Source organism: Thioalkalivibrio sp. ALE19 (assembly GCF_000428605.1).
In the GTDB taxonomy this organism is placed as follows: domain Bacteria; phylum Pseudomonadota; class Gammaproteobacteria; order Ectothiorhodospirales; family Ectothiorhodospiraceae; genus Thioalkalivibrio.
Window position 1 is genome coordinate 41851 of the sequence record NZ_AUAG01000024.1, and the last position, 23099, is coordinate 64949.

Below are 23099 nucleotides of genomic sequence, written 5' to 3' on the forward strand. Positions count from 1 at the left end.
CCGGGGCCTTTTTGTTGGCGGGGTTCACGTCGCATTCGTCGTGCCCGCGGACCCGCAAAGCCTGCGTGAGTCGTTATACTCTGCGGCCATGAAACGACTGCATCCCGATTCCTTTCCGACCCTCGAGGATTTCGTCGGCAACACGCCGCTGGTGCGCCTGCAGCGCCTGGCCGCGGATCTGCCGTCGACCGTGCTGGTAAAGCTCGAGGGCAATAACCCCGCCGGTTCGGTCAAGGACCGGCCCGCGGTCAACATGATCCGTGCCGCCGAGCAGCGCGGCGACATCCGTCCCGGCGATACCCTGATCGAGGCCACCTCCGGCAATACCGGCATCGCGCTGGCGATGGCGGCCGCGATCAAGGGCTATCGCATGATCCTGATCATGCCGGACAACATGTCGGCCGAACGGCGTGCGTCGATGAAGGCCTATGGAGCCGAGCTCAAGCTGGTCACGCGCGAGGAAAGCATGGAAGGGGCGCGCGACCTCGCTCAGCGCATGGCGGACGCGGGAGAAGGCTTCCTGCTTAACCAGTTCGGCAATCCCGACAATCCCGATGCGCATTATCAGGGCACCGGGCCGGAGATCTGGCGCGACACCGAGGGCACGGTCAGCCATTTCGTGTCTTCCATGGGCACCACCGGGACCATCATGGGGGTTTCGCGGTACCTGAAGGAGCGCGATCCGGAGATCGAGATCGTCGGCGTGCAGCCGGGAGAAGGGGCTTCCATCCCGGGGATCCGGCGCTGGCCCGAGGCCTATCTGCCGACGATCTTCGAGGCCGCGCGGGTGGATCGCACCGTGGACGTGACCCAGGAGGAAGCGGAGACCACCATGCGCCGGCTGGCGGCAGAGGAAGGCATCTTTGCCGGGGTGTCGTCCGGCGGCGCGGTGGCGGCCACCCTGAAGCTCGCCGCACAGGTCGAAGGCGGAACCTTCGTGGCCATTATCTGCGATCGCGGCGACCGCTACATTTCCACCGGCGTCTACCCCGACTGAGGCTGGCATGTCTGCTCCCGTACTGGTTTTTGACCTGGAAACGGTGCCCGATATCGAGGGCGCGCGCCGGCTGTACGACTTTGATGGCCTGACCGACCGGGAGGTCGCGGATGCGCTGTTCGCGATGCGCCGCGCGCAGACCGGCTCGGAATTCCTGCGCCATCCGCTGCATCGCATCGTGTCCATCGGGGTGCTGTACCAGGGCGGGGAAGCGCTCAAGCTGTCGGCCTTCGGCCGCGACGGCGAGGACGGGCACACGCCGGACGAGGCCGAACTGCTGCGCCAGTTCTTCGGCGTGATCGACCAGCGCACGCCCACGCTGGTGAGCTGGAACGGGAGTGGCTTCGACCTGCCGGTGCTGCACTACCGCGCGCTGGTCAATGGCGTGCAGGCGCCGCGGTACTGGGAGCAGGGCGACGACGACCGCGAGTTCCGCTACAACAACTACCTGTCGCGCTTCCACTGGCGCCATGTCGACCTGATGGACGTGCTCGCCGGCTTTCAGGGCCGCGCGGTGACCGGTCTGGACACCATGGCCAGCCTGCTGGGCTTCCCCGGCAAGCTGGGAATGGACGGCTCCATGGTCTGGCCGGCATGGCGCGACGGACGCGCCGGCGAGATCCACGACTACGTGGAGCACGACGTGCTCAATACCTACCTCGTGTGGCTGCGTTTCGAGCACATGCGGGGCCACCTGACCGACGACGCGCTGAAATCCCGCCAGGACCAGCTGGCGGATTACCTGGCCGCCAGCCCGGCGGAGCACCACCTTGAATTTCTCGAAGCCTGGCGGGGCTGACGGCATGAGCAAGAAGATCGACCGCACACCGTTCGAGGCCGTGATCGAGGACGTGACCCTGGATGGCCAAGGCGTGATCCGACGTGACGGCAAGGCCTGTTTCGTGCACGGGGCTCTGGCCGGTGAGCGGGTGCGCGCGGTGCAGACCGGGCGCAAGCGCCGTTTTGATATGGCCGAAGTGGTGGAGGTGCTGGAGCCCGCCGCCGGCCGGGTGGATCCGCCCTGCGCATTCTTCGGTCTGTGCGGTGGCTGCAAGCTGCAGCACGCCTCGATCGACCTGCAGCGCGAGATCAAGGAACAGGCCCTGTTCGATGCGCTGGAGCGGATCGGGCACGTGACGCCCGAGGCGCGGTTCGAGCCGCTGACCGGGGCGACCCTGGGCTATCGGCGGACCGCGCGGCTGGGCGCCAAGCACGTGCCGAAGAAGGGCGGGACGCTGGTCGGGTTCCGCGAACGCGGCAGTCCCTATCTGGCGGAGATGGATCACTGCGAGGTGCTGCACCCGGCGGTGGGGCACCGCATCCGCGCGCTGCGGGAGCTGCTGGACGGTCTGCAGGCGCGTGACCGGATCCCGCAGATCGAGGTCGGCGTGGATGACGACGACCGCGTGGCCTTGGTGTTCCGTCACCTCGACCCGCTGGACGAGGCGGATCAGGCGCGCCTGGCGGCCTGGGGCGAGGAGGAACGGATCGGCGTGTTCCTGCAGTCGGGCGGGCCGGAGACCGTGGTCCATCTGGCGGGGCCGGATGCCCCGCTGGTCTACCGGCACCCCGATTTCGGCGTGGAGGTCGGTTTCACGCCCATGGATTTCGTCCAGGTCCACCCCGAGGTCAACCGTGCCATGGTGCGCCAGGCGGTGGCCGCCATGGAGCTGGAGCCGGAGCACCGGGTGCTGGACCTGTTCTGCGGGCTGGGCAACCTGACCCTGCCGCTGGCGACCCGGGCGGCCGAGGTGACCGGGGTCGAGGTGGATGATGCGATGCTCGCGCGGGCGGCGGACAGCGCGCGCGGGCAGGGGATCGACAACACTCGCTATGCCCGCGCCGACCTGGACGACGCCGAGGCACTCTCGCGGGCCGACTGGCTGCACGAGGACTGGGACCGGGTCCTGCTCGATCCCCCGCGCACCGGGGCGGCCGCCGCCGTGGAGGCGCTGGGCCCGCGCCGGATCGAGCGCTTGGTCTACGTGTCCTGCAACCCGGCGACCCTGGCCCGTGACGCCGAACGTCTGGTGCATCATCATGGCTACCGGCTGGAACGGGCCGGGATCATGGACATGTTCCCGCATACCGCGCACGTGGAATCCATGGCCGTCTTTTCCCGGGCCTGAGGGCGCAGGCGGGCCGCGCCGTAACTCCAAGGAGGCAGTGAATGCTCGAGATCGTGAAAAGTGGCGGCTGGCTGATGGTGCCGATCCTGCTGTGTTCGGTGCTGGCCGTGGCGATCATCCTGGAACGTTTTATCTCGTTGCGGCGAGGGCGGGTAGTGCCGCAGGGCCTGCTGGGGCGCGTATGGGAACAGATGCGCGAACACGGCCTGTCGATGGAGGACATCGAGCGCCTGCGTGAAAACTCCCCGCTGGGATCGGTGCTGGCTGCGGGTCTGGCGACCCATGATCGTACCCGCCAGATCACCCAGGAAAGCATCGAGGAGGCGGGCCGGCGGGTGGCCCATGAACTCGAACGCTACATGAACACCCTCGGTACCATCGCGATGATCACGCCGCTGCTGGGGCTGCTGGGCACCGTGGTCGGCATGATCGAGGTCTTCACGGTGGTCACCGAGATCGGTGTGGGCAGCCCGCGGGATCTGGCCGGTGGCATCTCGCAGGCGCTGATCACCACCGCCACCGGCATCGGGGTCGCGATTCCGGCGCTGATCTTCCATCGCTACTTCCGCGGCCGGATCGATGAACTGGTGCTGGAGATGGAGCAGGAAGCCACCAAGCTGGTCGAGATCATGCACGGCGAGCGCAGCGCCAGCAGCGTCGAGGCCGGAGGCCGGGCGTGAAATTCCGGCCGCATCGCCCCCCCGAGGAGCCCGGCGTCAATCTCACGCCGCTGATCGACGTGGTGTTTCTGCTGCTGATCTTCTTCATGGTCTCCACCACGTTCGACCGGCACGCGGACATCGACATCACCCTGCCATCGGCCGACCGGGAAGCGGAACAGGTGGACGACCGCGCGTGGATCGACATCGTGGTGGATGCCGACGGCCGTTATTTCGTGGACGGGCGGGAACTGGTCAACCGTCGGGCCGAAACCCTGGAACAGGTGCTGGGCGAGGTCCTCGAGACCCGCGGTGACGACCCCGTGGTGATCCGCGCGGATGCCAGCGCCAGCCATCAGTCGGTGGTGCGGGCGCTGGACGTGGTGGGCCGCCTCGGTGTCAGCGCGGTGTCGATCGCCACGCTGGGCGATGACGGCCGGGCGGCGGACGACTGAGCGGCATGTACACGACCGAACCGGGATACGGCGCCGGGCTGGCGAAGGTCTGGGGCGCGGTCGGGCGGGACTGGCGCCGCGGAGACCGTGCACGGGCACTCGCGCGGCTGGGATTCCTCGGTCCGCCGCAGGACCGCGGTCGCCTGATCTGGATCCGTGCCGGGGCCGACCCCGAAAGCCTGCGTCTGGGGATCGAACTGCTGGGATTCGTGCGCCACAAGCGTCAGGACGTGCGCCTGGTACTGACCTTCGAACGCGACTGCCCCGAACTGTTCGAACAGCACATGCAGCCGTTTCGCAAGGTGGGCGTGGGGTACGGCCCCTGCGACCGGCCACGGGTCGTGCGCCGCGTGCTGGACCGCTTCCAGCCCGCGGGCATCATCCTGGCGGGCGGCGTGACCCCGCCCAACTTGCTGGAAGCCACACAGGCGCCGGTGATCGCGGTGAACGCGGCACCGCCGGCGCGGCCGGCGGCGCGGGGTCTGGAGCTGGCCTGGCCCCGCGATCCGGAAGAGAGCCGGCGCTGGAATGAGCACGCCGGCGACGGCGGTGCCGCGCGGTGGCTGGAACCGGCGGATCCGATGGCGCGTTTCGTCGAAGCGCAGGCGGATGTGGTACTGCGCTCGCTGGTGGGTGGGGAGGTACGCCGGCTGTGGTGGTGGCATGGCACCGCGGCCGGCTGGCCGGCCTGGCGCGCCGCCTGGGAGGCCTCCGGTTTCGCGGAGGAGGACATCCTGCTGGCCAGTCTGGAAGAGGACCCCGGTCACCCGCTGCCGGGGCGTTCATTGCGGGTGAGCGAATGGGATCGCAATGCGCTCGCGCCCGGGAATGTCGTGCAGCTGGACGACCCGCGCTGGTTCGCCGCGGCGGCCAGCGCGGCGCAGGCGGTGCATCTGGATGCCCCGGGATCGCGGGTGCTGTGGCAGGCGCTTGCCGGCGGGACCGCGGTCAGTCTCGGGCGCGAAGGGACCCTGGAACTGCCGGTGGAGGTGCATGTCGATCCGCAGGCGGTGCTGGCCCGCTGGACGGCGTTGCGTGACGATGCCGCCGTCCGCCGGCAGCTGGGGGATGCCGCCCGCCGCCGGTTCTGGGACGAGCGCCGGCGGGTGGATGACCATTTCGAGACGCTGCTGGCCGAGGTCTGGGACTGGTGAGCCCGTTGCCGGGGAACGGAGGCCGCGCATGAATACGGCCTGGCTGAGTCGATGGTGGTGGCGACACTGGAGCCACCGCGGCCCGGTGGCCGCGACGTTGTACCCCCTGTCGCTGGCCTACGCCGGACTTGCGGAATATAACCGCATGCGCCTGGAAGAGATCCGCCGGAATACCCGACTGCCGTTGAAGGCGGTGATTGTGGTCGGGAATCTGACGGTCGGCGGCAGCGGCAAGACCCCGATGACGGACTGGCTGGCGCGGCGTCTGACGGAGGCGGGATATCGTCCGGGCATCGTGTCCCGTGGCTATGGCCGGCGTGGCGAGGCGGGGCAGGCGGTGCATCCGGATTCGGATCCGGCCGAGGTCGGGGACGAGCCCGTGCTGCTGGCCCGACGGACCCGGCTGCCGGTCCAGGTGGACCGCGATCGCGTGCGTGGCGCACGCGCGCTGGCCGACCGCGGCGCGGACGTGGTGATCGCCGATGACGGCATGCAGCACCATCGACTGCCACGGGATCTGACCGTGTTGATGGTGGACGGGCGCCGGGGCCTCGGCAACGGTCTGTGTCTGCCGGCCGGGCCGCTGCGCGAGCCGAAGGCGGCACGTGCGCGGGCCGATTTCGTCGTGCGGACCGGTGGCGAGGCTGGTGTCGACGAGATCCCGATGCAGCTGGTACCGGCCTCGCGCCTGCGGCGGGTGGACGGCAGTGACGAGACCATGCGCCCGAGGCTTCTGGGCGGGCAGGAGGTCCATGCGGTCGCCGGCATCGCCGACCCGGAACGTTTTTTTTCCATGCTGGAGCAGCGCGGCATCTACGTGATCCGGCATCCGTTTCCGGACCACCATCGCTTTCGCGCGCGTGATCTGGCGTTTGATGACGACCTGCCGGTTCTGATGACCGAGAAGGATGCCGTAAAATGCCGGTCGTTCGCGCAATCCCGCCACTGGTACTGGCCCGTGGCGGCCAGCCTTCCAGCCACTTTCGAGCCGGCCCTGCTGCAGCGTCTGACGACCAGCATCCGGCTCCGCCATCTGGGGTAAGTACAACATGGACAACCGCCTTCTCGACATCCTCGTCTGCCCGGAGACCAAGGGCCCGCTGAAATACGACCGCGAGAATCAGGAGCTGATCTCGGTTCAGGCCGGTCTGGCGTACCCGATTCGGGACGAGATCCCGGTGATGCTGGTGGACGAGGCCCGGCGCCTGTCGGACGAGGAAAAGGAACGCTGGCGCGACGTCTGAGGGCGCCGTGGAACCCTTCGTTGTCGTCATCCCGGCGCGGCTGGCCTCCAGCCGTCTGCCGGAGAAGCCGCTGGTGCCGGTCGCGGGTCGTCCGCTGATCGCGCATGTCGTCGCGCGTGCGCGGGAGAGTCGTGCCTCCCGCGTCATCGTGGCGGCCGACGATGAACGGGTGGTGGCCGCAGCCCGCGCGGCGGGCGCTGAGGCGGTGTTGACCGCCGCGGACCTCCCGTCGGGCACCGACCGCATCGCCGCCGTGGCAGCGACGGAGGGCTGGGGTGACGAATCCCTGGTGGTGAACCTGCAGGGGGACGAGCCCCTGACGCCCGGCGGGCTCCTCGACGAGCTGGCGGCCCTGCTGGCGGAATCGCCGGAGGCCGGGATGGCGACCTTCGGGGTGCCGCTGGGCAGTGCGGCCGATCTGCACGATCCGAACCAGGTCAAGCTGGTGACCGATGATCACGGGCGGGCGCTGTACTTTTCCCGCGCGCCCATTCCCTTCGACCGTGAGGCCGCGCGCGACGGCCGCGACCCCGACACGTCGGCGGCCGTGCGTCACCTCGGACTGTACGCGTATCGCGCCGGGTTCCTGCGGCGCATGAGTGCGACCCCGCCTGCGCGCCTCGAACGCCTCGAGCAGCTGGAGCAGCTGCGAGCCCTGGCGATGGGCGCGCATATACGGGTGGGGCTGCGCGCGGAGGCGCATCCGCCCGGTGTCGACACCCCGAGCGATGTAGAACGCGTGGAAGCCGTGCTGGGGCAGGCGGGAGGTTCATGACGGGCGGGTGGCCGCGTCGCCGGACGGCGGGTTACGCCGCGGGTGTCCTGATACTGGCGCTGGTGTTGACCGGATGTGGCGAGGGGCCGTCGGAGGCGCCCGCACCCGAACGGCCCGTCAAGCTGGTCACCGTGAGCGAGCGGGACACTCTCATCGAGCGCCGCTTCTCCGGGCGTACCCAGGCGGCGGAACGTGCCTGGCTGGCGTTTCGCGTCGGAGGGGTGGTCGAGTCGGTTGCGGTGGAGCGCGGCGAACGCGTGGACGAGGGCGACCTCCTGGCGCGTCTGGACCCGCGCGACTTCCAGCGCCGGGTGCGTGAACTGGAGGGCGGTCTGGTGGAGGCCCGCGCGGAGCAGCTGATGCTGGAGCGCGGCGCACGCGAGGAAGAACGGCGCCAGCTGGAGGCGCGGCTGGAGGCGGCCGGGGCCCGCGAGGAACAGGCCGAGTCCGAATACCGCCGGGTGGCGCGCATGCGCGACGACGGTCATGTGAGTCAGTCGGAATATGACCGCGCCCGCCGGACCCTGCGCGAGGCCGCGGCGGACCGGCGTTCGGCGCAGGAGGCGCTGACCATCGCGCGGGCCGGCGGCCGTGAGGAGGAGCGCGAGGCCGCCCGGGGCCGGATCCGGCGCATCGAGGCGCAGCTGGAGCAGGCGCGCGACGCACTGGAAGACAGCGAACTCAGGGCCCCGTTCACCGGTTACGTCGCCGAACGCGATCTGGAACCGCATGAACCGGTGCAGGCGCATCACCCGGTGGTCCTGTTCGAGGATCTGGAATCCATCGAGATCGAGGTCGGCATCCCCGAGGGGCTGCTGGCCTGGCGGGACCGGCTGGAGGCGGTGGAGGTACGCATTCCGGCGCTGGACGACGCGCGTTTCTCCGCCAGCATCCGGTCGGTCGGGGTGGACGTGCTGCCGGGACGGCAGACCTATCCGGTCAAGGTGCGGCTGGAGACCCCCGACCCGCTGACCCTGCCCGCGACGGCGCTTGACCCCGACCGGGTCCTGCCGGGGATGACCGCCGAGGTCGCCTTCCGGGCGCGCCCCGAACCCGGTGTCGGCGTAGTGCTTCCGCCGTCCGCTCTGGTGGAACACGCGGAGGGCTACGCGGTGTGGGTGCGGGACCCCGAGGACGGCCGCGTCGCCCCGCGCCAGGTGGAAGTGCTCGGCGCGGACGGCCACGGGGTGCGCGTGCAGGGCGATCTGGAGCCGGGTGACGAGGTGGTCTCCGCGGGCGCCGGACGGCTGCGCGAGGGCCAGCGTACCCGTCGGTTCAATGACGAGGCCCCGGCTTCGGGACGCGACACCGGGGCCGGGGGCAACCGGCCGTGAACCCGCCCGGCGGCGACAACGCCGGGTCCGGGTTCAACGCCGCGACCTGGGCCATCCAGCGGGCCCGGCTGGTAGTGTTCCTGACGGCCCTGCTGGTCCTCGGCGGGACCTGGGCCTTCATCGACATGGGCAAGCTCGAGGATCCCGAGTTCACCGTGCCGACCGCGCTGGTGCAGACCGGGTATCCCGGTGCTCGAGCCACGCGGGTGGAGGAGGAGGTCACCGAGGTCCTGGAGCGCCATATCCAGCAGCTCGACGAGCTGGACGAACTGGAGTCGGTGAGCCGCCATGGCGAGTCGGTGATCTTCGTCCACGTCGACGAGGCTCTGGGGGATCAGGCCCAGCGCCAGGTATGGGACGAGCTGGAACGCACCGTGCGCGCGGCGGTGCCGGATCTTCCGGAGGGGATTCGCGGTCCGCTGGTGGACGACGACTACGGGGATGTCTTCGGCACCCTGCTGGCGATCCACGGCGAGGGCTACAGCCACCGCGAGCTGCACGACTACGCTGATGAACTGCGCCGTGAACTGTTGCGCCTGCCCGGGGTGGCACGAGCCGAGCTGTTCGGCGATCGCGGCGAGCGGATTTTCGTCGAGACCCGGCGTTCGCGTCTGGCCGCACTGGATCTGCATCCGGGGGTGATCATCCAGGCTCTGGAGCGCCAGAACGTGGTGGCGCCCGGCGGGGCGATCGAACTGGAGGAGGACCGCGTACGGCTGTTCGTCTCCGGGGTGTTCGAATCGGTGGACGACGTTCGCAACCTGGCCATCCACAACCCCGAGACCGGCGAGCGTTTCCAGCTGCGCGATGTGGCCGAAGTGCACCGCGGTGACGCCGAGCCGCCGGAACGCATGCTGCGCTACAATGGCCAGCCGGCGGTCGCGCTGGGGGTGAGCCCGACCGAAGGGACCAACGTGGTCGCCCTGGGTGACGACGTCCTGGAGCGCATCGAGGCGTTGCGCGGGGATCGCCCGGTGGGAATCGACATCGACACGGTCAACTTCCAGCCGGAGACCGTGCGCGCGGCGATCCTGGATTTCGGCGGCAACCTGGCCACGGCCGTGGTCATCGTGCTGGGGGTGCTGCTGGTGGCGCTGGGCTGGCGCACCGGCCTGATCGTCGGCATGGGCGTCCCGCTCACCATCCTGGCGACCTTTTTCGTGATGTGGGTGGCCGGCATCGAACTGCACCGGGTCTCGCTGGGGGCCCTGATCGTGGTCCTGGGGATGCTGGTGGACAACGCGATCGTCGTTGCCGAACTGATGATGACCCGCATCCAGCGCGGCACCGAGCGGCTGCAGGCGGCGCGCGAGGCGGTCAGCGAGACCGGCGGGCCGCTGCTGATCGGGACCCTGATCGCAGCGCTGGCATTCTCGCCGATCAGCATGACGCCGACCCTGGTGGGCGAGTTCACCCGCTCGCTGTTCTGGGTGGTGGCGATCGCGCTGGGTCTGTCGTGGCTGCTGGCGGTGACCCTGACGGCCCTGCTGGCATGGCGCTGGTTGCCGGCTCCGGCGAATGGCGATCCGACCGGCACGGAGACGCCCGGAATCGGCACGCAGCTGCTCGCGCTCTATCGCCGGGCGCTCACGGCCATGCTGCGCCATCGCCGCCGGACCCTGGCGTCGGTGGTCGGCCTGATGCTGGTCGCGGTCGCGTCCTTTGCGCTGGTACCGCAGATCTTCTTCCCGCCGGCCGACCGGGCGCAGTTCATGATCGATCACTGGCGGGGAGAAGGGACGCGCATCGAGTCCACCGCAGCCGATGTGGCGCGTCTGGAATCCTGGCTGTCGCAGCACCCCGAGGTGGAAAGCTACACGGCCTTCATCGGCGAGGGGTCGCCGCGGTTCTATCTGCCGATGATGCCCGCACTTCCCAATCCGGCGCTGGCCCAGATCCTGGTGCAGGTCGAAGACGTGGATCGACTGCATGACATCATCGCGGAGACCCGCGAATGGATGGACGGTCGCTTCCCCGGGGCGGAACCTCGGGTGCGGCCGATGCAGCTGGGGGAGCCCGTGCGCTATCCGGTGGAGCTGCGGCTGTCCGGGCCGCAGGACCGGGCCGAACTGCGCGCCACCGCCGACCGCGTGCTGGAATGGATGGAAGGTCACCCCGACCTGGAACGGCCCCGGCATGACTGGCGCGAACGCACACTGACGCTGGACGTACAGGTGGATCAGGACCGGGTACGAGCGGCCGGGCTGTCCAGCGCCGAGGTGGCCGAGACGCTGGAGGCCGGGGTCAGCGGCATGCCGATCGGGGTCTTTCGCGATGGCGATCAGGCCCTGCCGGTGCTGTGGCGCTTCCCGGAGGACGAACGCCGGGATCTGGCACAGCTGCACACCCTGGAGATCTGGCCGCGCGACGGCGGTGCCGCGGTACCACTGGGCCAGGTAGCCGAGGTGGAACCCGTGTTCGACGAGGCGGTGATCTGGCGCCATGACCGGCGCCCCACCGTGACCCTGCAGGCGGACCTTGCCCCCGGTGCCACCGCCAGCGGTTTCGTGCGCGAGGCCGACCCGGTGATCGACACCTTGCTGCAGGGCACCGGGAATGCGGGGCAAGTGGAGCGCGCATGGGGCGGCGAGTTCGAGGCGGCCGCTGATGCGCAGGCCAGTGTGCTGGCGCCGGTGCCCATTGTCCTGGGACTGATGGTGGTGTTACTGCTCTGGCAGTTCAACAGCTTCCGCAACACCCTCGTGGTGGCGCTCAGCGTCCCGCTGGCGGTGGTGGGCGTGGTCGCGGGTCTGCTGCTGTTCCGGCAGCCGTTCGGTTTCATCGCCCTGCTGGGGGCGATGAGCCTGGGCGGAATCCTGCTGCGCAATGCGATTGTGCTGGTGGAGCAGGCCGAACTGGAACGCCGCCGTGGACTGGAACCCCTGGAGGCCCTGATCGAGGCCGCGGTCAATCGTTTCCGCCCGGTGCTCCTGACCGCCCTGACCACCATCCTCGGCATGATCCCGCTGGCGCTGTCCGGACCGTTCTGGGCGCCCCTGGCCATCGCCGTGATGAGCGGCCTTGCTGCCGGTACGGTGCTGATCCTCGGCGTGGTGCCGGTGCTCTATGCGACGCTGCACCGGCTCCCGCGTCCGGCCTGAAACGGCCCGAGCGGGCCCGGTCGACTTAACCGGTGGCCTCTCGCAGTCGTCGGCTCCAGTCGCGCAGGGCCTCCGGCAGTTCTTCGTCGGTATCGGGCAGTTCCCGTGCCAGCAGCCGCAGGCGATAGCGCACGTCGTTCTGCAGCGCGGCGGTTTCCACACGCAGGGATGCATCCTCGGCGATGCTCTCGCGGATCAGGTCGAGGGGCAGGCCGCGCAGCCCGGCCCGGTCCAGCAGGCGGGTCAGCGGCTCCAGGTGGCGCCGGAGGATGGCCTGCGACGCCGGATCGAGCTGTTCCATGCGCTCGAGGCCCTGTTCCACGCATTCGATCCCGGCACGCAGGGCTTCCCAGTCGACCGGAAAGCCGGTCGCCTGCGGGACCGATTCCGCGACGGGGCAGTGGTCCATGGCCTGCAGCAGGACACGGAGGGCGTCGCCATCGAGCTGGCCGGCGTGGCCCTTGAGGATCGCCGACAGGGCCGCGGGATCCTGTCGGCCGCACAGGGCGGAGGCAAGCTCCATCACTGCCAGGCAGCGACCCGCCGGCTCCAGCGTTTCGCCTGTGTGACCGCGTGGGTAGCCGCTGCCATCGAGGCGCTCGTGGTGCTGCAGGACCGCATGGCTGGCCCCGGGGTGGCACGCGGGAAAACGCTTGAGCGTGAGCCAGGCGATCACCGGATGGCTGCGCAGCTGGCGTTCCTGTTCGGGCGTCAACGGGGCGCGGGATTCGAAGATCGCCGGGTCGATATGCAGATAGCCGATGTCATGGAACAGCCCGGCCGTGGCCAGATCGCGGGCGAAGGCGGTGTCCGGCGGGCGCAGCTCCATTCCCAGAAGCGTGGCGCCCAGCGACACCTGGATGGCGTGTTCGAACGCCTCCGGCATGCGTTCCTGCAGAATGGACAGTTTGCCTGCCAGCGCCGGGTCCAGGGTCAGGGAGGAGGGCACCGCGACGGCTTCGCGGGGCCGCGAGGCCACGGCCATCAGGGCGCGGGTCAGCGGGTCTTCTTCCGCGACACGTTCGGAGGTGGCGCGCAGGGCCGCCCGGTCCACCGGTTCGGCGACGTCGATGCTGGCGTCCAGCGGGCGCAGCAGTTTGTGTGTGGTGAGGCGCTCGAACAGCCGCCGGTCCAGAGGCTGGCCGGCCTCGATGAGCTTCTGGCCGTGAGCGTTGTAGATGGCCTCGCTGGTACGCATGTCGCGCACTTCGCCGGCTTCGGTCACGTGGGTGACGAAATGGGCGGTGTCGGGCGGGCCGCCGTGTTCCTCCGTGCCGGCATGTTCGGGGCGCTGTGGCATGGGGGCCGATTCTAACAACAAGTCAGTCGTGCAAGCCGAGTATGCGCGGGAGCTGCCCGAGACGGCCCAGACGCGGCGGCGCGGGAACCGGGTGTTCCCAGGGCAGCGCGTCGGGGTTGTACCAGGCGGCGTTGAGCCCCGCATCCAGCGCCCCGAGGATGTCCGCCACGGGGTCGTCGCCAACATGGAGGATGGCCGGTGCCGGTACGCCGGCACGCCGTCGCGCCTGTTCGAAGATTCGCGGATGGGGTTTGGCCACGCCCGCTTCGGCCGCGGGAACGGCGAAATCGAAATAATGGCCCAGGGGCGTGCGGAACACGTCGGCGTTGCCGTTGCTGATGGCGCCGAGGGTGAATCGGCCATGCAGGCGGGCGAGCACGGCGTCGGCCTCCGGGAACGGGGTCACCTCGTTGCGGGCATGCCAGAAGACCGCGAAGCCTTCCTCCTCGAGGGTGTCCGGACAGACCTGGCAGCGTTGTGCAAGACCGCGCAGCCATCGTTTGCGCAGGCGGGTAAGGTCGTGGCGCTCTTCCTCGGGTGCGGCACGCATGAAGCCCGCGCGGTCGGCCACCAGCTCTTCGGGCTCGAAGCGGGCGCAGACTGCGGGCGCGCGTTCGCGCAGCCAGGCGTAGAAACGGTCTTCGGCATGACGGATGACCGGCATCACCGGCCAGAGGGTGTCGTCCAGATCGAACGTGATGCATTCGATCGAATGATCGGGTACGGAGGCGGGTCGAGCTTTCGAATTCATCGAACGTTATTGTCGGAGTTTTGCGTCGAGCGTCGCTTTTCCGAACCTCAAGCAGGTGTAGAATGAAGGGGAATTTCAATCGTGCAGCTTTCATTCTGCCCGAAAAGGAGAATCACAACATGAAGAAGCTCTTTCTGCGCAGTCTTCCCGTGGCCCTGCTGGGTGCGATGATGATGACCGGTACCGCTCAGGCCGTCGATCCCGAGGACGCGATCGAGTATCGCCAGGGCGTGTTCAAGGCCTTCAGCTGGAATTTCGGCCCGATGGCGGGCATGGCCCAGGGCGAGATTCCGTTCAACGAGGAGATGTTCCTGGAGCGTGCCGATCAGCTGGCGCGCCTGGCCGACATGCCGTGGCAGGGCTTTACCGAGGGCTCCGATCTCGGTGAAACCGATGCCATGATGGAGGTCTGGGAAGATCAGGAGACCTGGGAACAGAAGATTGCGGACTTCGAAGAAGAGGTTTCGCGCATGACGGCCCTGATCGATGAAGGGGCCGATGAAATGCAGCTGCGCCGTCAGGCCGGCGAGATCGGCCAGTCCTGCAAGGCCTGCCACGACAGCTTCCGCGCTGACTGATCGGCAGGCGGGGCCACCCGGCGGTATACGCCGCCGGGTCGGCCCGTGCCGAACGGAGACATACCGGGGCCCGTCGCTGCAGCGGCGGGCCTTTCTGGTTGCGGGCCGCGCACCGTGTCCGGGCCGGGCACGACTTCAGCGTAACCCGGGGGCCGTGGCGTCCTCCGTCGGGTCCACCCGGATCTCCAGCGATACGTCATCCCGGGCGCGGGTGGTGCGGCGGCGAACGGGCGGATGAACGTCGCGGGCGTCGCTTTCCAGCCGCGAACGGATGCCGGCAAAATCGTGCCAGCTCCCGGGCTCCAGGGTGATCTCCGTTGCGACCCGTTCGTGCTCGGCGCCGCGCTGCAGGGGCGTCTGATGGAGATGGGTGATCGCCACGCGCACGCGGCCATCGGGTTGCATGCGGGGTTCCACGGCGAAGCCGCGCGCCGTGTCGCGATAGATGGGTTCGATGGCCACGCCGGCACGGCCGGCAAACAGGCGGTAACCGGCGGGCAGCGTCTCCCCGACCATCAGAACGGCGCGCCCTCCGTCGCGCAGCCGCAGGAACTGCTCGCGGTCCTCGTCTCGCCGGGTGGTAAAGCGCCGGATACGGCCGGCGGTTTCGTCGTCGTGGTCGCCGCGGCGGCGTACGCGCAGGATCAGATCGGGGGACGCCCGGTCGAGCTCCGCCACCATCTGGCGGATCTCCTCGATCTCGTGCGCCGGCGCGCGCACCAGAAGGCGGAAGCCATCCGGCTGCAGGGTAGCGCCGGGGAACAGTTCGCGCAGGTCGTGCACCACGGCTTCGGCCCGGCGATTCTGCAAGTCGATGACCGTGACACGGTCGGCCGCGTCGCGAGCCGTGGAACCGAGAGGCAGGGCGAGGAGGCAGGCGGCCGCGCTCGCCCGCAGGAGCCGTCGGCGTCGATCAGAGATGGACACGTCGCAGTTCGTCCGAATCCCGGCCGGCTTCCCAGCTCGCTTCGAATTCCTCGGCGCGGCGCCGGGTCCGGCCTCGATGATCGGTTTCACCCCGCAGGATGCGCTGGCTGCCCGAACGCGTGAACTGCATCCAGCCGGACTGATCGGCGATGACCGTCATCACCAGCGGTGCGTTTTCGTCGGGTTCCAGCACCCGCACGGAGACCGCGGTGGTCAGGCGCTTGAGCGTGCCGACCAGTTCGGGCAGACGGTCCTTGAGTGCCAGGTCGTCGTCCACCAGCAGGCGAATGTCGGTGGAGCGGTGGCGCTGGGCCATGCGCGCGAGGGTGCCGGGGAGATCGTCGTCCGCGACTTCTTCCAGCAGCGATACCGGAGCATGGATCCACAGGATCCGCCCGGCGTTTTCGCTCATCTCCCGCAGCATTTCGCGGGCCTGCTCGCGCGGGTCTTCCGTGGTTTCCTCGACTTCGCCGCCTTCCGTGTTCATGCCTTCTCCTTTGTCATCCGGCCCGTCTCATCCGGCGCGGGCCATGGAATTCCGGATGCGCCGCAGCATGCGCCGGTGGGGGATGCCCGCATCCTCGAACGTGTCACTGATGATAAAGAAATCGTGACGGGCATAGAATCCCAGGCGAGTCGCCTGGGCGTTCAGCCAGACCTCCCGCCAGCCGTGGCGGATCGCTGCACTCAGGGCGCACTCGAGCAGATGCGATCCGATGCCGTGACCGCGCCAGGGCTGGCGCACGGCCATGCGTCCGATCTGGCCGCTCGGCAGCAGGCGCAGGGTGCCGATGGGTTCGCCTCCCGGCTCCTCCGCCAGCCAGTGCAGGGCCCCGGCGTCGAGGCCGTCGAATTCAAGGTCTTCGGGCACCTGCTGTTCCTCCACGAAGACTTCGCGGCGAATCAGGGACAGTGCCTTCCGGTCGGCAGGCCAGCTGGCCTCCCGAAAGTTGATGCGCTGGGACATAACCACCTCCTCCTCGTGGCCGGTTACCCAAGGCCACGCCGGACAGAAGAGTCTAGTTCAGCCTCGGGGTTCCTGCCCGTGAGGCAGTCCGCGTTCCGGGCGTTCCATGACGGTCTGCATCAGGTCGACCCGAGCGGAACTGAAACCGATTTCGCAGTACGCCAGGTAGTAACGCCACATGCGCAGAAACGCCGGTGAATAACTGAGCGCCTCGATGGCTCCCCGAGTGCGCATGACCTCGCGGTACCAGTGCATCAGGGTGCGGGCGTAGTCGGCACCGAAGAACGCGCGCTCGGTGACCTGCAGGCCGGCCGCGGCCGCCGCGTCGCCGAAGCGTGCCGGGGTCGGGAGCATGCCGCCGGGAAATACGTACAGCTGGATGAAGTCCGCGTTGTGGCGGTAATAGTCGAACGCGGCTTCCTCGATGGTAATGACCTGAACCGCGGCTCGCCCGCCGGGCCGCAGGCAGCGGTGCACCTGCTCGAACCAGGTGGACCACCAGCGTTCGCCGACGGCCTCGAACATCTCGATGGACACGACGTGGTCGAAGGTCTCGTTCAGTTCGCGGTAGTCCTGCAGACGCAGGTCGACCCGGTCCGCCAGTCCCGCCTGCCGGATCCGCTCGCGGGCGTATTCCAGCTGCTCGTCGGACAGGGTGACGCCGGTCACCCGGTAGCCGCGCCGGGCAGCGAACTCCGCAAAGCCGCCCCAGCCACAGCCGATCTCGAGGATGCGGGCGCCGGGTTCCGGAGCCAGGCGCGTCAGCAGGCGTTCGTATTTCTGCTCCTGGGCGCGCTCCAGGGATTCGTCGCCGCGACAGAACAGCGCGGCGGAGTAGCCCATGCCGCGATCCAGCCACAGGCGGTAGAAGTCGTTGCCGAGATCGTAATGAAAGCGGATATTGGCGCGGCTGCCCCGGCGCGAGTTGCGCCGCAGCCAGTGGCGCAGGGCATCCACTCCGCGTTGCCAGGCGGGGCGCTGGTAGACGCGGCCGAGCCGGTGCTCGTTCTCCATCGCCAGACGCAGCAGGGCATGCAGATCGGGCGTGGTCCATTCGCCGTTGATGAACCCCTCGGCGAAGCCGATGTCGCCGTGGCGGGCCAGTCGCACAAGCGTGGCCCACGGCCGCCGCAGGTGCCAGACCGCCTCGCTGCCCGGGCCCTGCCCGGCGATCTCGCGGCGTTCGCCATGCGGACCGATCAGGGTCAGGTGACCGTGGTCCAGTCCATGGATACGCCGCGCCAGCAGATCCAGGGCCCGGCTCGCCGCGGACCGGGACATGGCCGGAAGCCGTTCGCTGCGTTGCAGTTCCATCAGCTCATCTCCTTTTCGGGCGGGTCGGGGCGCGGGTGATAGCGCCCGCCGCGCCACCAGATCTTCAGGGCCTGCCAGTGGATCAGGAACAGGACCTGGAGGGTCATCCAGGGCATGCGGGCCCACTGGCGCAGCAGGGCGGCGTCGGTCATCGGACGGACATGCCCGTGCTGGGTGGCGACCAGCAGCAGCCGGTCGTCCTGGTATTCGCGGATCGCCACGCGCATCGAGCTGCCTTCGTGCAGTTCGGGCACGGTCACGGCGAACGCGTAGCGTGCGTCCATATCGATGAACGGCGAGACGTGGAACTCCTTGTCCTTCTCCCCGCGCAGCATGCCCCCCGCGCTGTCTCCGGCCGGCAGCAGATAATGGTGATGCTGGCCGAAGGTGTTGCGGACTTCCAGCAGAACGGCCTGCAGATGCCCGTCCATGTGATGGCAGTACCAGATGCTCAGGGGGTTGAAGGCATGGCCGAGGACCCGGGGCGTGGCCTGCAGGAGGATCGCGCCGCCATCGGGTTCCAGTCCGCCCTCGCGCAGCCGGGCCTCGACCCACGGCCGCCAGGGCGTCCCATCGCGGCGACCGTGGTCACGGGTATGCAGGCTGAACAGATTGAAGCGATCCAGCGAGAACCAGCGGCGGTTGCGCGCCAGATCCTCGACGCGGTCGATGTCGAACAGCGCGCTCACCACCCGGTAGCGAAAACGGTAGTCCGGCCCGTGCAGGCGACGGTGCATGACATGGCCGGGAAGCAGGGCGGCATCCATCAGGTTTGCCCCGTCACGGCGGGGACGCAGGTTCCCGCAGGCTGCCCGGTGTCCGCCCGGGGAGCAGTCTGGCGCTCGGAACCCGCCGTCCAGGGCATTTCCACTCCCAGTGCGCGCCCCACGCTCTGTGCCGAACGCAGGCCGTCCTCGTGAAAGCCGTCGCCCATCCACGCCCCGGCGAAATACAGGCCGTCCTCGCCCTGGTGTTCGGCCAGTGCGGCACGCGCCCGTTCGGCCGGTGCGTCCATTACCGGGTGTTCCCACAGGAACTCGCCCAGGGTCAGCGACGGATGCGGGTCGTGCAGGGGATTGAGGCTGACGATGTAGTTCTCGCGACGCTGCAGCCGGTGCAGGGCGTTCATCCAGTAGGATACCGAGACACCGCGTTCGCCGGTTGTGCGTGCGCGAGAGAGGTAGTTCCACGAAGACCAGACCCGCCGGGAGCGCGGCATCAACCGGACGTCGGTATGCAGCAGGGCGCGGTTTTCCTGAAACTGGCAGGCGGCCAGGCGGGCGCGGGTGGCCGCGGGGCCGCCGTCCAGCAGCCGGCGGGCATCGCCCGCGTGGCAGGCGAACACCACGCGGTCGAACTCCTCGGGGTCGCCGGATCCGTGCACCCGCCACTGCGAGGCGCGGGCCTCCACGGCGGATACCGCGCCGTGCGCCACCGAGCCGGGGGCCAGACGCTGCGCCAGACTCCGGACGTAGCTGCGCGAACCGCCGACCACCGTGCGCCACTGCGGGCGGTCGCGCAGATCCAGCAGACCATGATTGAGGAAGAAGCGCAGGAAGCTGGCTGCCGGGAATTCGCGGATGCGCGCCGGCGGACACGACCAGATGGCCGCGCCCATCGGCAGCAGATAGTCTTCGGTGAAGCCGCGCCCCAGGCGATGACGGGCCAGGAACTCGCCCAGCGTGCCCTCCGGCATCTCCTGCCGCGCATTGAGTTCGTGGCCCAGGCGGTTGAAGCGCAGGATATCGGCGACCATGCGCAGGAACCGCGGACGCAACAGATTGGTGCGCTGGGCGAACAGCGTGTTCAGGTCGTTGCCGGCATATTCCAGCCCGGCGGGTTGTTGCGAACAGGCAAAGCTCATGTCCGTGGGACGGGTCTCGACGGCCAGCTCCGCGAACAGGCGCGTGAGCAGGGGATAGTTGCGTTGGTTATAGACCACGAACCCGGTGTCGATGGCGGTCGGCCCCTCGGGGTCGGCCACATCCACGGTATGCGCATGGCCCCCGAGCTGTGGCGCCTGTTCGAACAGCCGAACATCGTGGCGCTGCTGCAGGATCCAGGCCGAGGCGAGTCCGGCAATACCGCCGCCGATGACGGCGATGCGCTGTCTTTGCATGTCCGGGCTCTCCAGCGGCCGGGGTCGATATCTATCTTATACAATACCTGTACAATGGCTGTAAATGACGCCGAAGGAGACGAGCATGGCGGAGACCAACCCCGACTGGCCCGAACCGGTGCGCCGCGCACTCGACGAATACCCGATCGTACTGGTGACCTCCGGTCTCAGCGACACCCGCGAAGCGGAGGCCCTGCTGGACCAGCAGCGGCCCGGCGAGTGGACCCGCCTGGAATGGGGCATGGGGTCGGCCGGGAACCGCGCGGCGTTCCACCAGTTGCAGCAGGCCACCGGCATGCGCATCCTGCCCCTGGTGGTCACGCGGGAAGGCGCCCTGGGCGGGGTGCCCGAACTGCGCGCCTGGCTGGGCGATGCCACGCCGGACAGGTCACGGACCGACGCGCGAGATCCGGTCCTGGCGGTGCTGGGCGCCGGCGGACTGATCCCGTTCGTGTTCTTCGGGGCAGGGGCATGGATCGCCCATCCGGAATGGCAGGCTTTCGCACTCAACGCGCTGGCGCTATATGGTGCGGTCATTCTGGCGTTTCTGGGGGCGGTTCACTGGGGCATCCACCTTGCGGACCGTTCCCATCGCGTGGGGCCGCTTTCGGGCCCTGCCTGGGCGGTCATCCCGCCCGTGCTGGCCTGGCTGGCGGTCCTGCAACCGTTGCCCGAGGCGATCATGACCCTGGCGGTCCTGTTCCTGGGCGTGTTGTGGGTGGACCGGCTGAGCCTGCGTGACCGGCGACTGCCGCCGGGCTATCTGACCCTGCGCATGGTGCTGACCACCGGCGCGATCCTCTCCCTGGCCGCGGGCCTGGGGGCGGTCACGGTCGGTTGATCCGATCCGCTCTGATCCAAGGAGAACATGATGGATGCCGCTTCGCACAGCGACTCGCACAGCGACGAGGAACCCGATAACCGCACGCCGGCCAGCGAACTGGCCGGGCACTACCGCGAGATCCTGGCCGGGCTCGGCGAGGACCCGGAACGCGAGGGCCTGAAGGACACCCCGCTGCGTGCCGCGAAGGCGATGCAGTACCTGACCCGCGGCTACGAGCAGGACCTGGATACCATCGTGAACGGGGCACTGTTCACCTCCGACAACGACGAGATGGTCCTGCTGCGCGACATCGAGCTGTATTCGCTGTGCGAGCACCACGTGCTGCCGATCATCGGCAAGGTGCACGTGGCCTACCTGCCGGACGGCAAGGTGATCGGCCTCTCCAAGATCGCACGCATCGTCGACATGTTTGCCGCCCGCCTGCAGATCCAGGAAAACCTGACGCGTCAGATCGCCGAGGCCCTGCAGCAGGTCACCCAGGCCAAGGGGGTGGGCGTAGTAGTGGATGCCCGGCACATGTGCATGACCATGCGCGGCGTGGAGAAGCAGCACTCCTCCATGGCCACCTCGGTCATGCTCGGCGCCTTCCGCGAGGACTCGCGCACCCGGCGCGAATTCCTCAACCTCATCGGCCGAGGCGGGCGCGACTGAGCGTCGGCCCGGAATCGGTCAGCGCCGGTCGCCGGTGGCCTCGGCCGCCATCTGTTCGTAGCTGGTGTGGCGCACGTTCTTGCCCTTGACGAAGTAGACGACGTATTCGCAGATGTTGCGGGCGCGGTCGCCGATGCGTTCCAGGGAGCGGGTGGCCCAGACGATGTCCATCAGGCGGGGGACCGCGTCGGGGGCGGCGGTCATCTGTTTCATCAGCTTGTGGGTGACGGCTTCGTACAGGCTGTCGATCTGGATATCCTGCTGGGCAACGCGCACGGCCTGTTCGGTGTCCATGCGGGCGAAGGCGTCCAGCGCGCCACGGGTCATGTGGCGCACGTGTTCGCCCATTTCCGCGAGATCGCTCATCGGGGCGGTCTGGCGGTCGGCTTCGAGCAGATGCAGGCCCATGCGGCCGATGCGCTCGGCCTCGTCGCCCATGCGCTCGAGGTCGGTGATGGTCTTGATTACGGCGATCACCAGGCGCAGGTCGGAGGCAGTGGGCTGGCGTCGGGCGAGGATGTGCGTGCACTGCTCGTCGATTTCCACCTCCATCGCGTTGATGCGGTAGTCGGTGGTAATCACGGTCTCGGCCTGTTCGGTGTCACCCTCGACCATGGCGTTCACGGCATCGGCCAGCTGCTGTTCCACCAGTCCGCCCATTTCCATCACGCGCTTGATGATGTCTTCCAGCTCCTCGTTGAACTGCTGGGAGATGTGCTGCTTGAAGAAACTCTTGTCCATGGCGTGGGGCTCCTCAGCCGAAGCGGCCGGTGATGTAGTCCTCGGTCTGCTTTTTCGCGGGCGAGGTGAACAGGGTGTCGGTGTCGGCGTATTCGATCAGTTCGCCCATGTACATGAAGGCGGTGTAGTCGGAGACGCGGGCGGCCTGCTGCATGTTGTGGGTGACGATGACCAGCGTGTAGTCCTTCTTCAGCTCGATCATCAGCTCTTCGATCTTGAGCGTGGCCAGCGGGTCCAGCGCGGAGCAGGGCTCGTCCAGCAACAGGACCTCGGGGTCGATGGCGATGGCGCGGGCGATCACCAGGCGCTGCTGCTGGCCGCCTGACAGGCCGAAGGCGTTCTCGTGCAGGCGGTCCTTGACCTCGTCCCACAGGGCCGCGCGGCGCAGCGACTTTTCCACCACGTCGTCGAGGCGGCGCCGGTTCTTCACGCCCTGCAGGCGCAGGCCGTAGGCCACGTTCTCGTAGATCGACTTGGGGAAGGGATTGGGCTTCTGGAACACCATGCCCACCCGGCGGCGCAGCTCGGGTACGTCCACGTTGGCGCCGTAGATGTCCTCGCCGTCGAGGCGGATGGTGCCCTCGATGCGGGCGGCGTCGATCAGGTCGTTCATGCGGTTGAAGCAGCGCAGGAAGGTGGATTTGCCGCAGCCGGAGGGTCCGATGAAGGCGGTGATCCGGTTCTTGGGGATGCGGATGTCGATCCCCTTGAGTGCCTGGTCCTCGCCGTAATAGAGCATCAGGTCTTCTGCGGTCAGGCAGATGTCTTCGCGATCGATGTTCAGGCCGCGCGGGGCCTGCTGCTGGGTCGGGTTGACGGCGTGGGTCCGGGTGTCACTCATTTCGGGTACTCCATGGGGAATGGGGTTCGACACATCGCGTCGGCGCGAAGCGTGCGGCAGCGGTCCGGAAAAGCACCGTCATCGCGAGCGCCGCAGGCGCGTGGCGATCTCCGGGGCGGACGCCGCCGCAGGCGACTGGAGCGAACGTCGGGGTTGCGTCGCGAGGTTGCCGCGGCCCCTGCGGGGCCTCGCAATGACGGGGAAAGCCAGGCGTCATC

At 68.7% G+C, this 23099-nt stretch carries 24 protein-coding genes; 14 read left to right on the forward strand and 10 right to left on the reverse strand.

Translation table 11 applies throughout. The features are described 5' to 3' along the window. The first annotated feature begins 88 nt into the window (after positions 1 to 88). Genes cysM through F787_RS0110425 form a run of 11 tightly spaced genes read left to right on the forward strand, consistent with a single transcriptional unit; the run spans position 89 to position 11848 of the window. On the forward strand, positions 89 to 997 hold the full coding sequence (gene cysM, locus F787_RS0110375; protein ID WP_018869581.1) for a cysteine synthase CysM: 909 nt from the start codon (positions 89 to 91) through the stop codon (positions 995 to 997). A gap of 7 nt (positions 998 to 1004) precedes the next feature. Then, positions 1005 to 1796, forward strand: a complete 792-nt coding sequence (locus tag F787_RS0110380) for a 3'-5' exonuclease (protein WP_018869580.1) — start codon at positions 1005 to 1007, stop codon at positions 1794 to 1796. A 4-nt stretch (positions 1797 to 1800) separates the two neighbouring features. Beyond that, complete coding sequence (rlmD, locus tag F787_RS0110385; RefSeq protein ID WP_028492118.1) at positions 1801 to 3126, forward strand: 23S rRNA (uracil(1939)-C(5))-methyltransferase RlmD; 1326 nt, start codon at positions 1801 to 1803, stop codon at positions 3124 to 3126. A gap of 41 nt (positions 3127 to 3167) precedes the next feature. Beyond that, a complete protein-coding gene (locus tag F787_RS0110390) occupies positions 3168 to 3806 on the forward strand; it encodes a MotA/TolQ/ExbB proton channel family protein (RefSeq protein WP_028492119.1) in 639 nt (212 codons plus the stop codon). Further along, complete coding sequence (locus tag F787_RS0110395; protein ID WP_019022154.1) at positions 3803 to 4240, forward strand: biopolymer transporter ExbD; 438 nt, start codon at positions 3803 to 3805, stop codon at positions 4238 to 4240. The genes F787_RS0110390 and F787_RS0110395 overlap by 4 nt, the downstream gene beginning before the upstream one ends. Positions 4241 to 4245: 5 nt before the next feature. Beyond that, a complete protein-coding gene (locus F787_RS0110400; RefSeq protein WP_028492120.1) occupies positions 4246 to 5394 on the forward strand; it encodes a glycosyltransferase N-terminal domain-containing protein in 1149 nt (382 codons plus the stop codon). 28 nt (positions 5395 to 5422) lie between these two features. Then, a complete protein-coding gene (gene lpxK / locus F787_RS0110405) occupies positions 5423 to 6436 on the forward strand; it encodes a tetraacyldisaccharide 4'-kinase (protein ID WP_026300857.1) in 1014 nt (337 codons plus the stop codon). 7 nt (positions 6437 to 6443) lie between these two features. Continuing rightward, positions 6444 to 6638: a Trm112 family protein gene (locus F787_RS0110410; RefSeq protein ID WP_018869574.1), complete on the forward strand. Its 195-nt coding sequence runs from the start codon at positions 6444 to 6446 to the stop codon at positions 6636 to 6638. 7 nt (positions 6639 to 6645) lie between these two features. After that, positions 6646 to 7413 (forward strand): 3-deoxy-manno-octulosonate cytidylyltransferase, encoded by a 768-nt coding sequence (gene kdsB / locus F787_RS0110415; protein ID WP_028492121.1) that lies wholly within the window; start codon positions 6646 to 6648, stop codon positions 7411 to 7413. After that, on the forward strand, positions 7410 to 8747 hold the full coding sequence (locus F787_RS0110420) for an efflux RND transporter periplasmic adaptor subunit (protein WP_028492122.1): 1338 nt from the start codon (positions 7410 to 7412) through the stop codon (positions 8745 to 8747). The genes kdsB and F787_RS0110420 overlap by 4 nt, the downstream gene beginning before the upstream one ends. Continuing rightward, positions 8744 to 11848, forward strand: a complete 3105-nt coding sequence (locus tag F787_RS0110425; RefSeq protein ID WP_028492123.1) for an efflux RND transporter permease subunit — start codon at positions 8744 to 8746, stop codon at positions 11846 to 11848. The genes F787_RS0110420 and F787_RS0110425 overlap by 4 nt, the downstream gene beginning before the upstream one ends. A gap of 25 nt (positions 11849 to 11873) precedes the next feature. Here the strand turns inward: F787_RS0110425 and F787_RS0110430 are convergent, their stop codons facing one another. Together F787_RS0110430 and F787_RS0110435 are read right to left on the reverse strand one after the other, a co-directional pair. Then, positions 11874 to 13148: an HD-GYP domain-containing protein gene (locus tag F787_RS0110430; RefSeq protein WP_028492124.1), complete on the reverse strand. Its 1275-nt coding sequence runs from the start codon at positions 13146 to 13148 to the stop codon at positions 11874 to 11876. A gap of 22 nt (positions 13149 to 13170) precedes the next feature. Continuing rightward, positions 13171 to 13899 (reverse strand): HAD family hydrolase, encoded by a 729-nt coding sequence (locus tag F787_RS0110435; RefSeq protein ID WP_028492125.1) that lies wholly within the window; start codon positions 13897 to 13899, stop codon positions 13171 to 13173. 62 nt (positions 13900 to 13961) lie between these two features. On the opposite strand from F787_RS0110435, the gene F787_RS0110440 reads away from it, so the two are divergent. Next, a complete protein-coding gene (locus tag F787_RS0110440; protein ID WP_019022146.1) occupies positions 13962 to 14477 on the forward strand; it encodes a cytochrome c in 516 nt (171 codons plus the stop codon). A gap of 135 nt (positions 14478 to 14612) precedes the next feature. Here F787_RS0110440 and F787_RS0110445 read toward each other — a convergent pair whose 3' ends face one another. Genes F787_RS0110445 through F787_RS0110470 form a run of 6 tightly spaced genes read right to left on the reverse strand, consistent with a single transcriptional unit; the run spans position 14613 to position 19804 of the window. Then, on the reverse strand, positions 14613 to 15404 hold the full coding sequence (locus F787_RS0110445) for a secretin N-terminal domain-containing protein (protein WP_028492126.1): 792 nt from the start codon (positions 15402 to 15404) through the stop codon (positions 14613 to 14615). Continuing rightward, entirely contained in the window at positions 15391 to 15891 is a 501-nt protein-coding gene (locus F787_RS0110450) for a hypothetical protein (RefSeq protein WP_028492127.1), read from the reverse strand. Before F787_RS0110450 ends, F787_RS0110445 begins: the two co-directional genes overlap by 14 nt. A 27-nt stretch (positions 15892 to 15918) precedes the next feature. Then, positions 15919 to 16371 carry a GNAT family N-acetyltransferase gene (locus tag F787_RS0110455; protein WP_018945899.1) on the reverse strand — a complete coding sequence of 151 codons (453 nt, stop codon included), beginning with the start codon at positions 16369 to 16371 and terminating at the stop codon, positions 15919 to 15921. A gap of 57 nt (positions 16372 to 16428) precedes the next feature. Beyond that, positions 16429 to 17685: a cyclopropane-fatty-acyl-phospholipid synthase family protein gene (locus F787_RS0110460; RefSeq protein ID WP_042805881.1), complete on the reverse strand. Its 1257-nt coding sequence runs from the start codon at positions 17683 to 17685 to the stop codon at positions 16429 to 16431. Further along, complete coding sequence (locus F787_RS0110465; RefSeq protein ID WP_028492129.1) at positions 17685 to 18452, reverse strand: DUF1365 domain-containing protein; 768 nt, start codon at positions 18450 to 18452, stop codon at positions 17685 to 17687. Before F787_RS0110465 ends, F787_RS0110460 begins: the two co-directional genes overlap by 1 nt. Further along, entirely contained in the window at positions 18452 to 19804 is a 1353-nt protein-coding gene (locus tag F787_RS0110470) for an NAD(P)/FAD-dependent oxidoreductase (RefSeq protein ID WP_028492130.1), read from the reverse strand. Before F787_RS0110470 ends, F787_RS0110465 begins: the two co-directional genes overlap by 1 nt. Positions 19805 to 19889: 85 nt before the next feature. Here F787_RS0110470 and F787_RS0110475 point away from each other — a divergent pair, with 85 nt between their 5' ends. Together F787_RS0110475 and folE are read left to right on the forward strand one after the other, a co-directional pair. Beyond that, positions 19890 to 20645 carry a DUF3429 domain-containing protein gene (locus F787_RS0110475; protein ID WP_028492131.1) on the forward strand — a complete coding sequence of 252 codons (756 nt, stop codon included), beginning with the start codon at positions 19890 to 19892 and terminating at the stop codon, positions 20643 to 20645. A 30-nt stretch (positions 20646 to 20675) separates the two neighbouring features. Continuing rightward, complete coding sequence (folE, locus tag F787_RS0110480) at positions 20676 to 21299, forward strand: GTP cyclohydrolase I FolE (RefSeq protein WP_018869560.1); 624 nt, start codon at positions 20676 to 20678, stop codon at positions 21297 to 21299. An 18-nt stretch (positions 21300 to 21317) separates the two neighbouring features. On the opposite strand, the gene phoU is transcribed toward folE, so the two are convergent. Both phoU and pstB read right to left on the reverse strand, forming a co-directional pair. Beyond that, positions 21318 to 22040 carry a phosphate signaling complex protein PhoU gene (gene phoU, locus F787_RS0110485; RefSeq protein ID WP_028492132.1) on the reverse strand — a complete coding sequence of 241 codons (723 nt, stop codon included), beginning with the start codon at positions 22038 to 22040 and terminating at the stop codon, positions 21318 to 21320. Between the two features lie 13 nt (positions 22041 to 22053). Next, on the reverse strand, positions 22054 to 22881 hold the full coding sequence (pstB, locus tag F787_RS0110490) for a phosphate ABC transporter ATP-binding protein PstB (RefSeq protein ID WP_028492133.1): 828 nt from the start codon (positions 22879 to 22881) through the stop codon (positions 22054 to 22056). Positions 22882 to 23099: the final 218 nt, after the last annotated feature.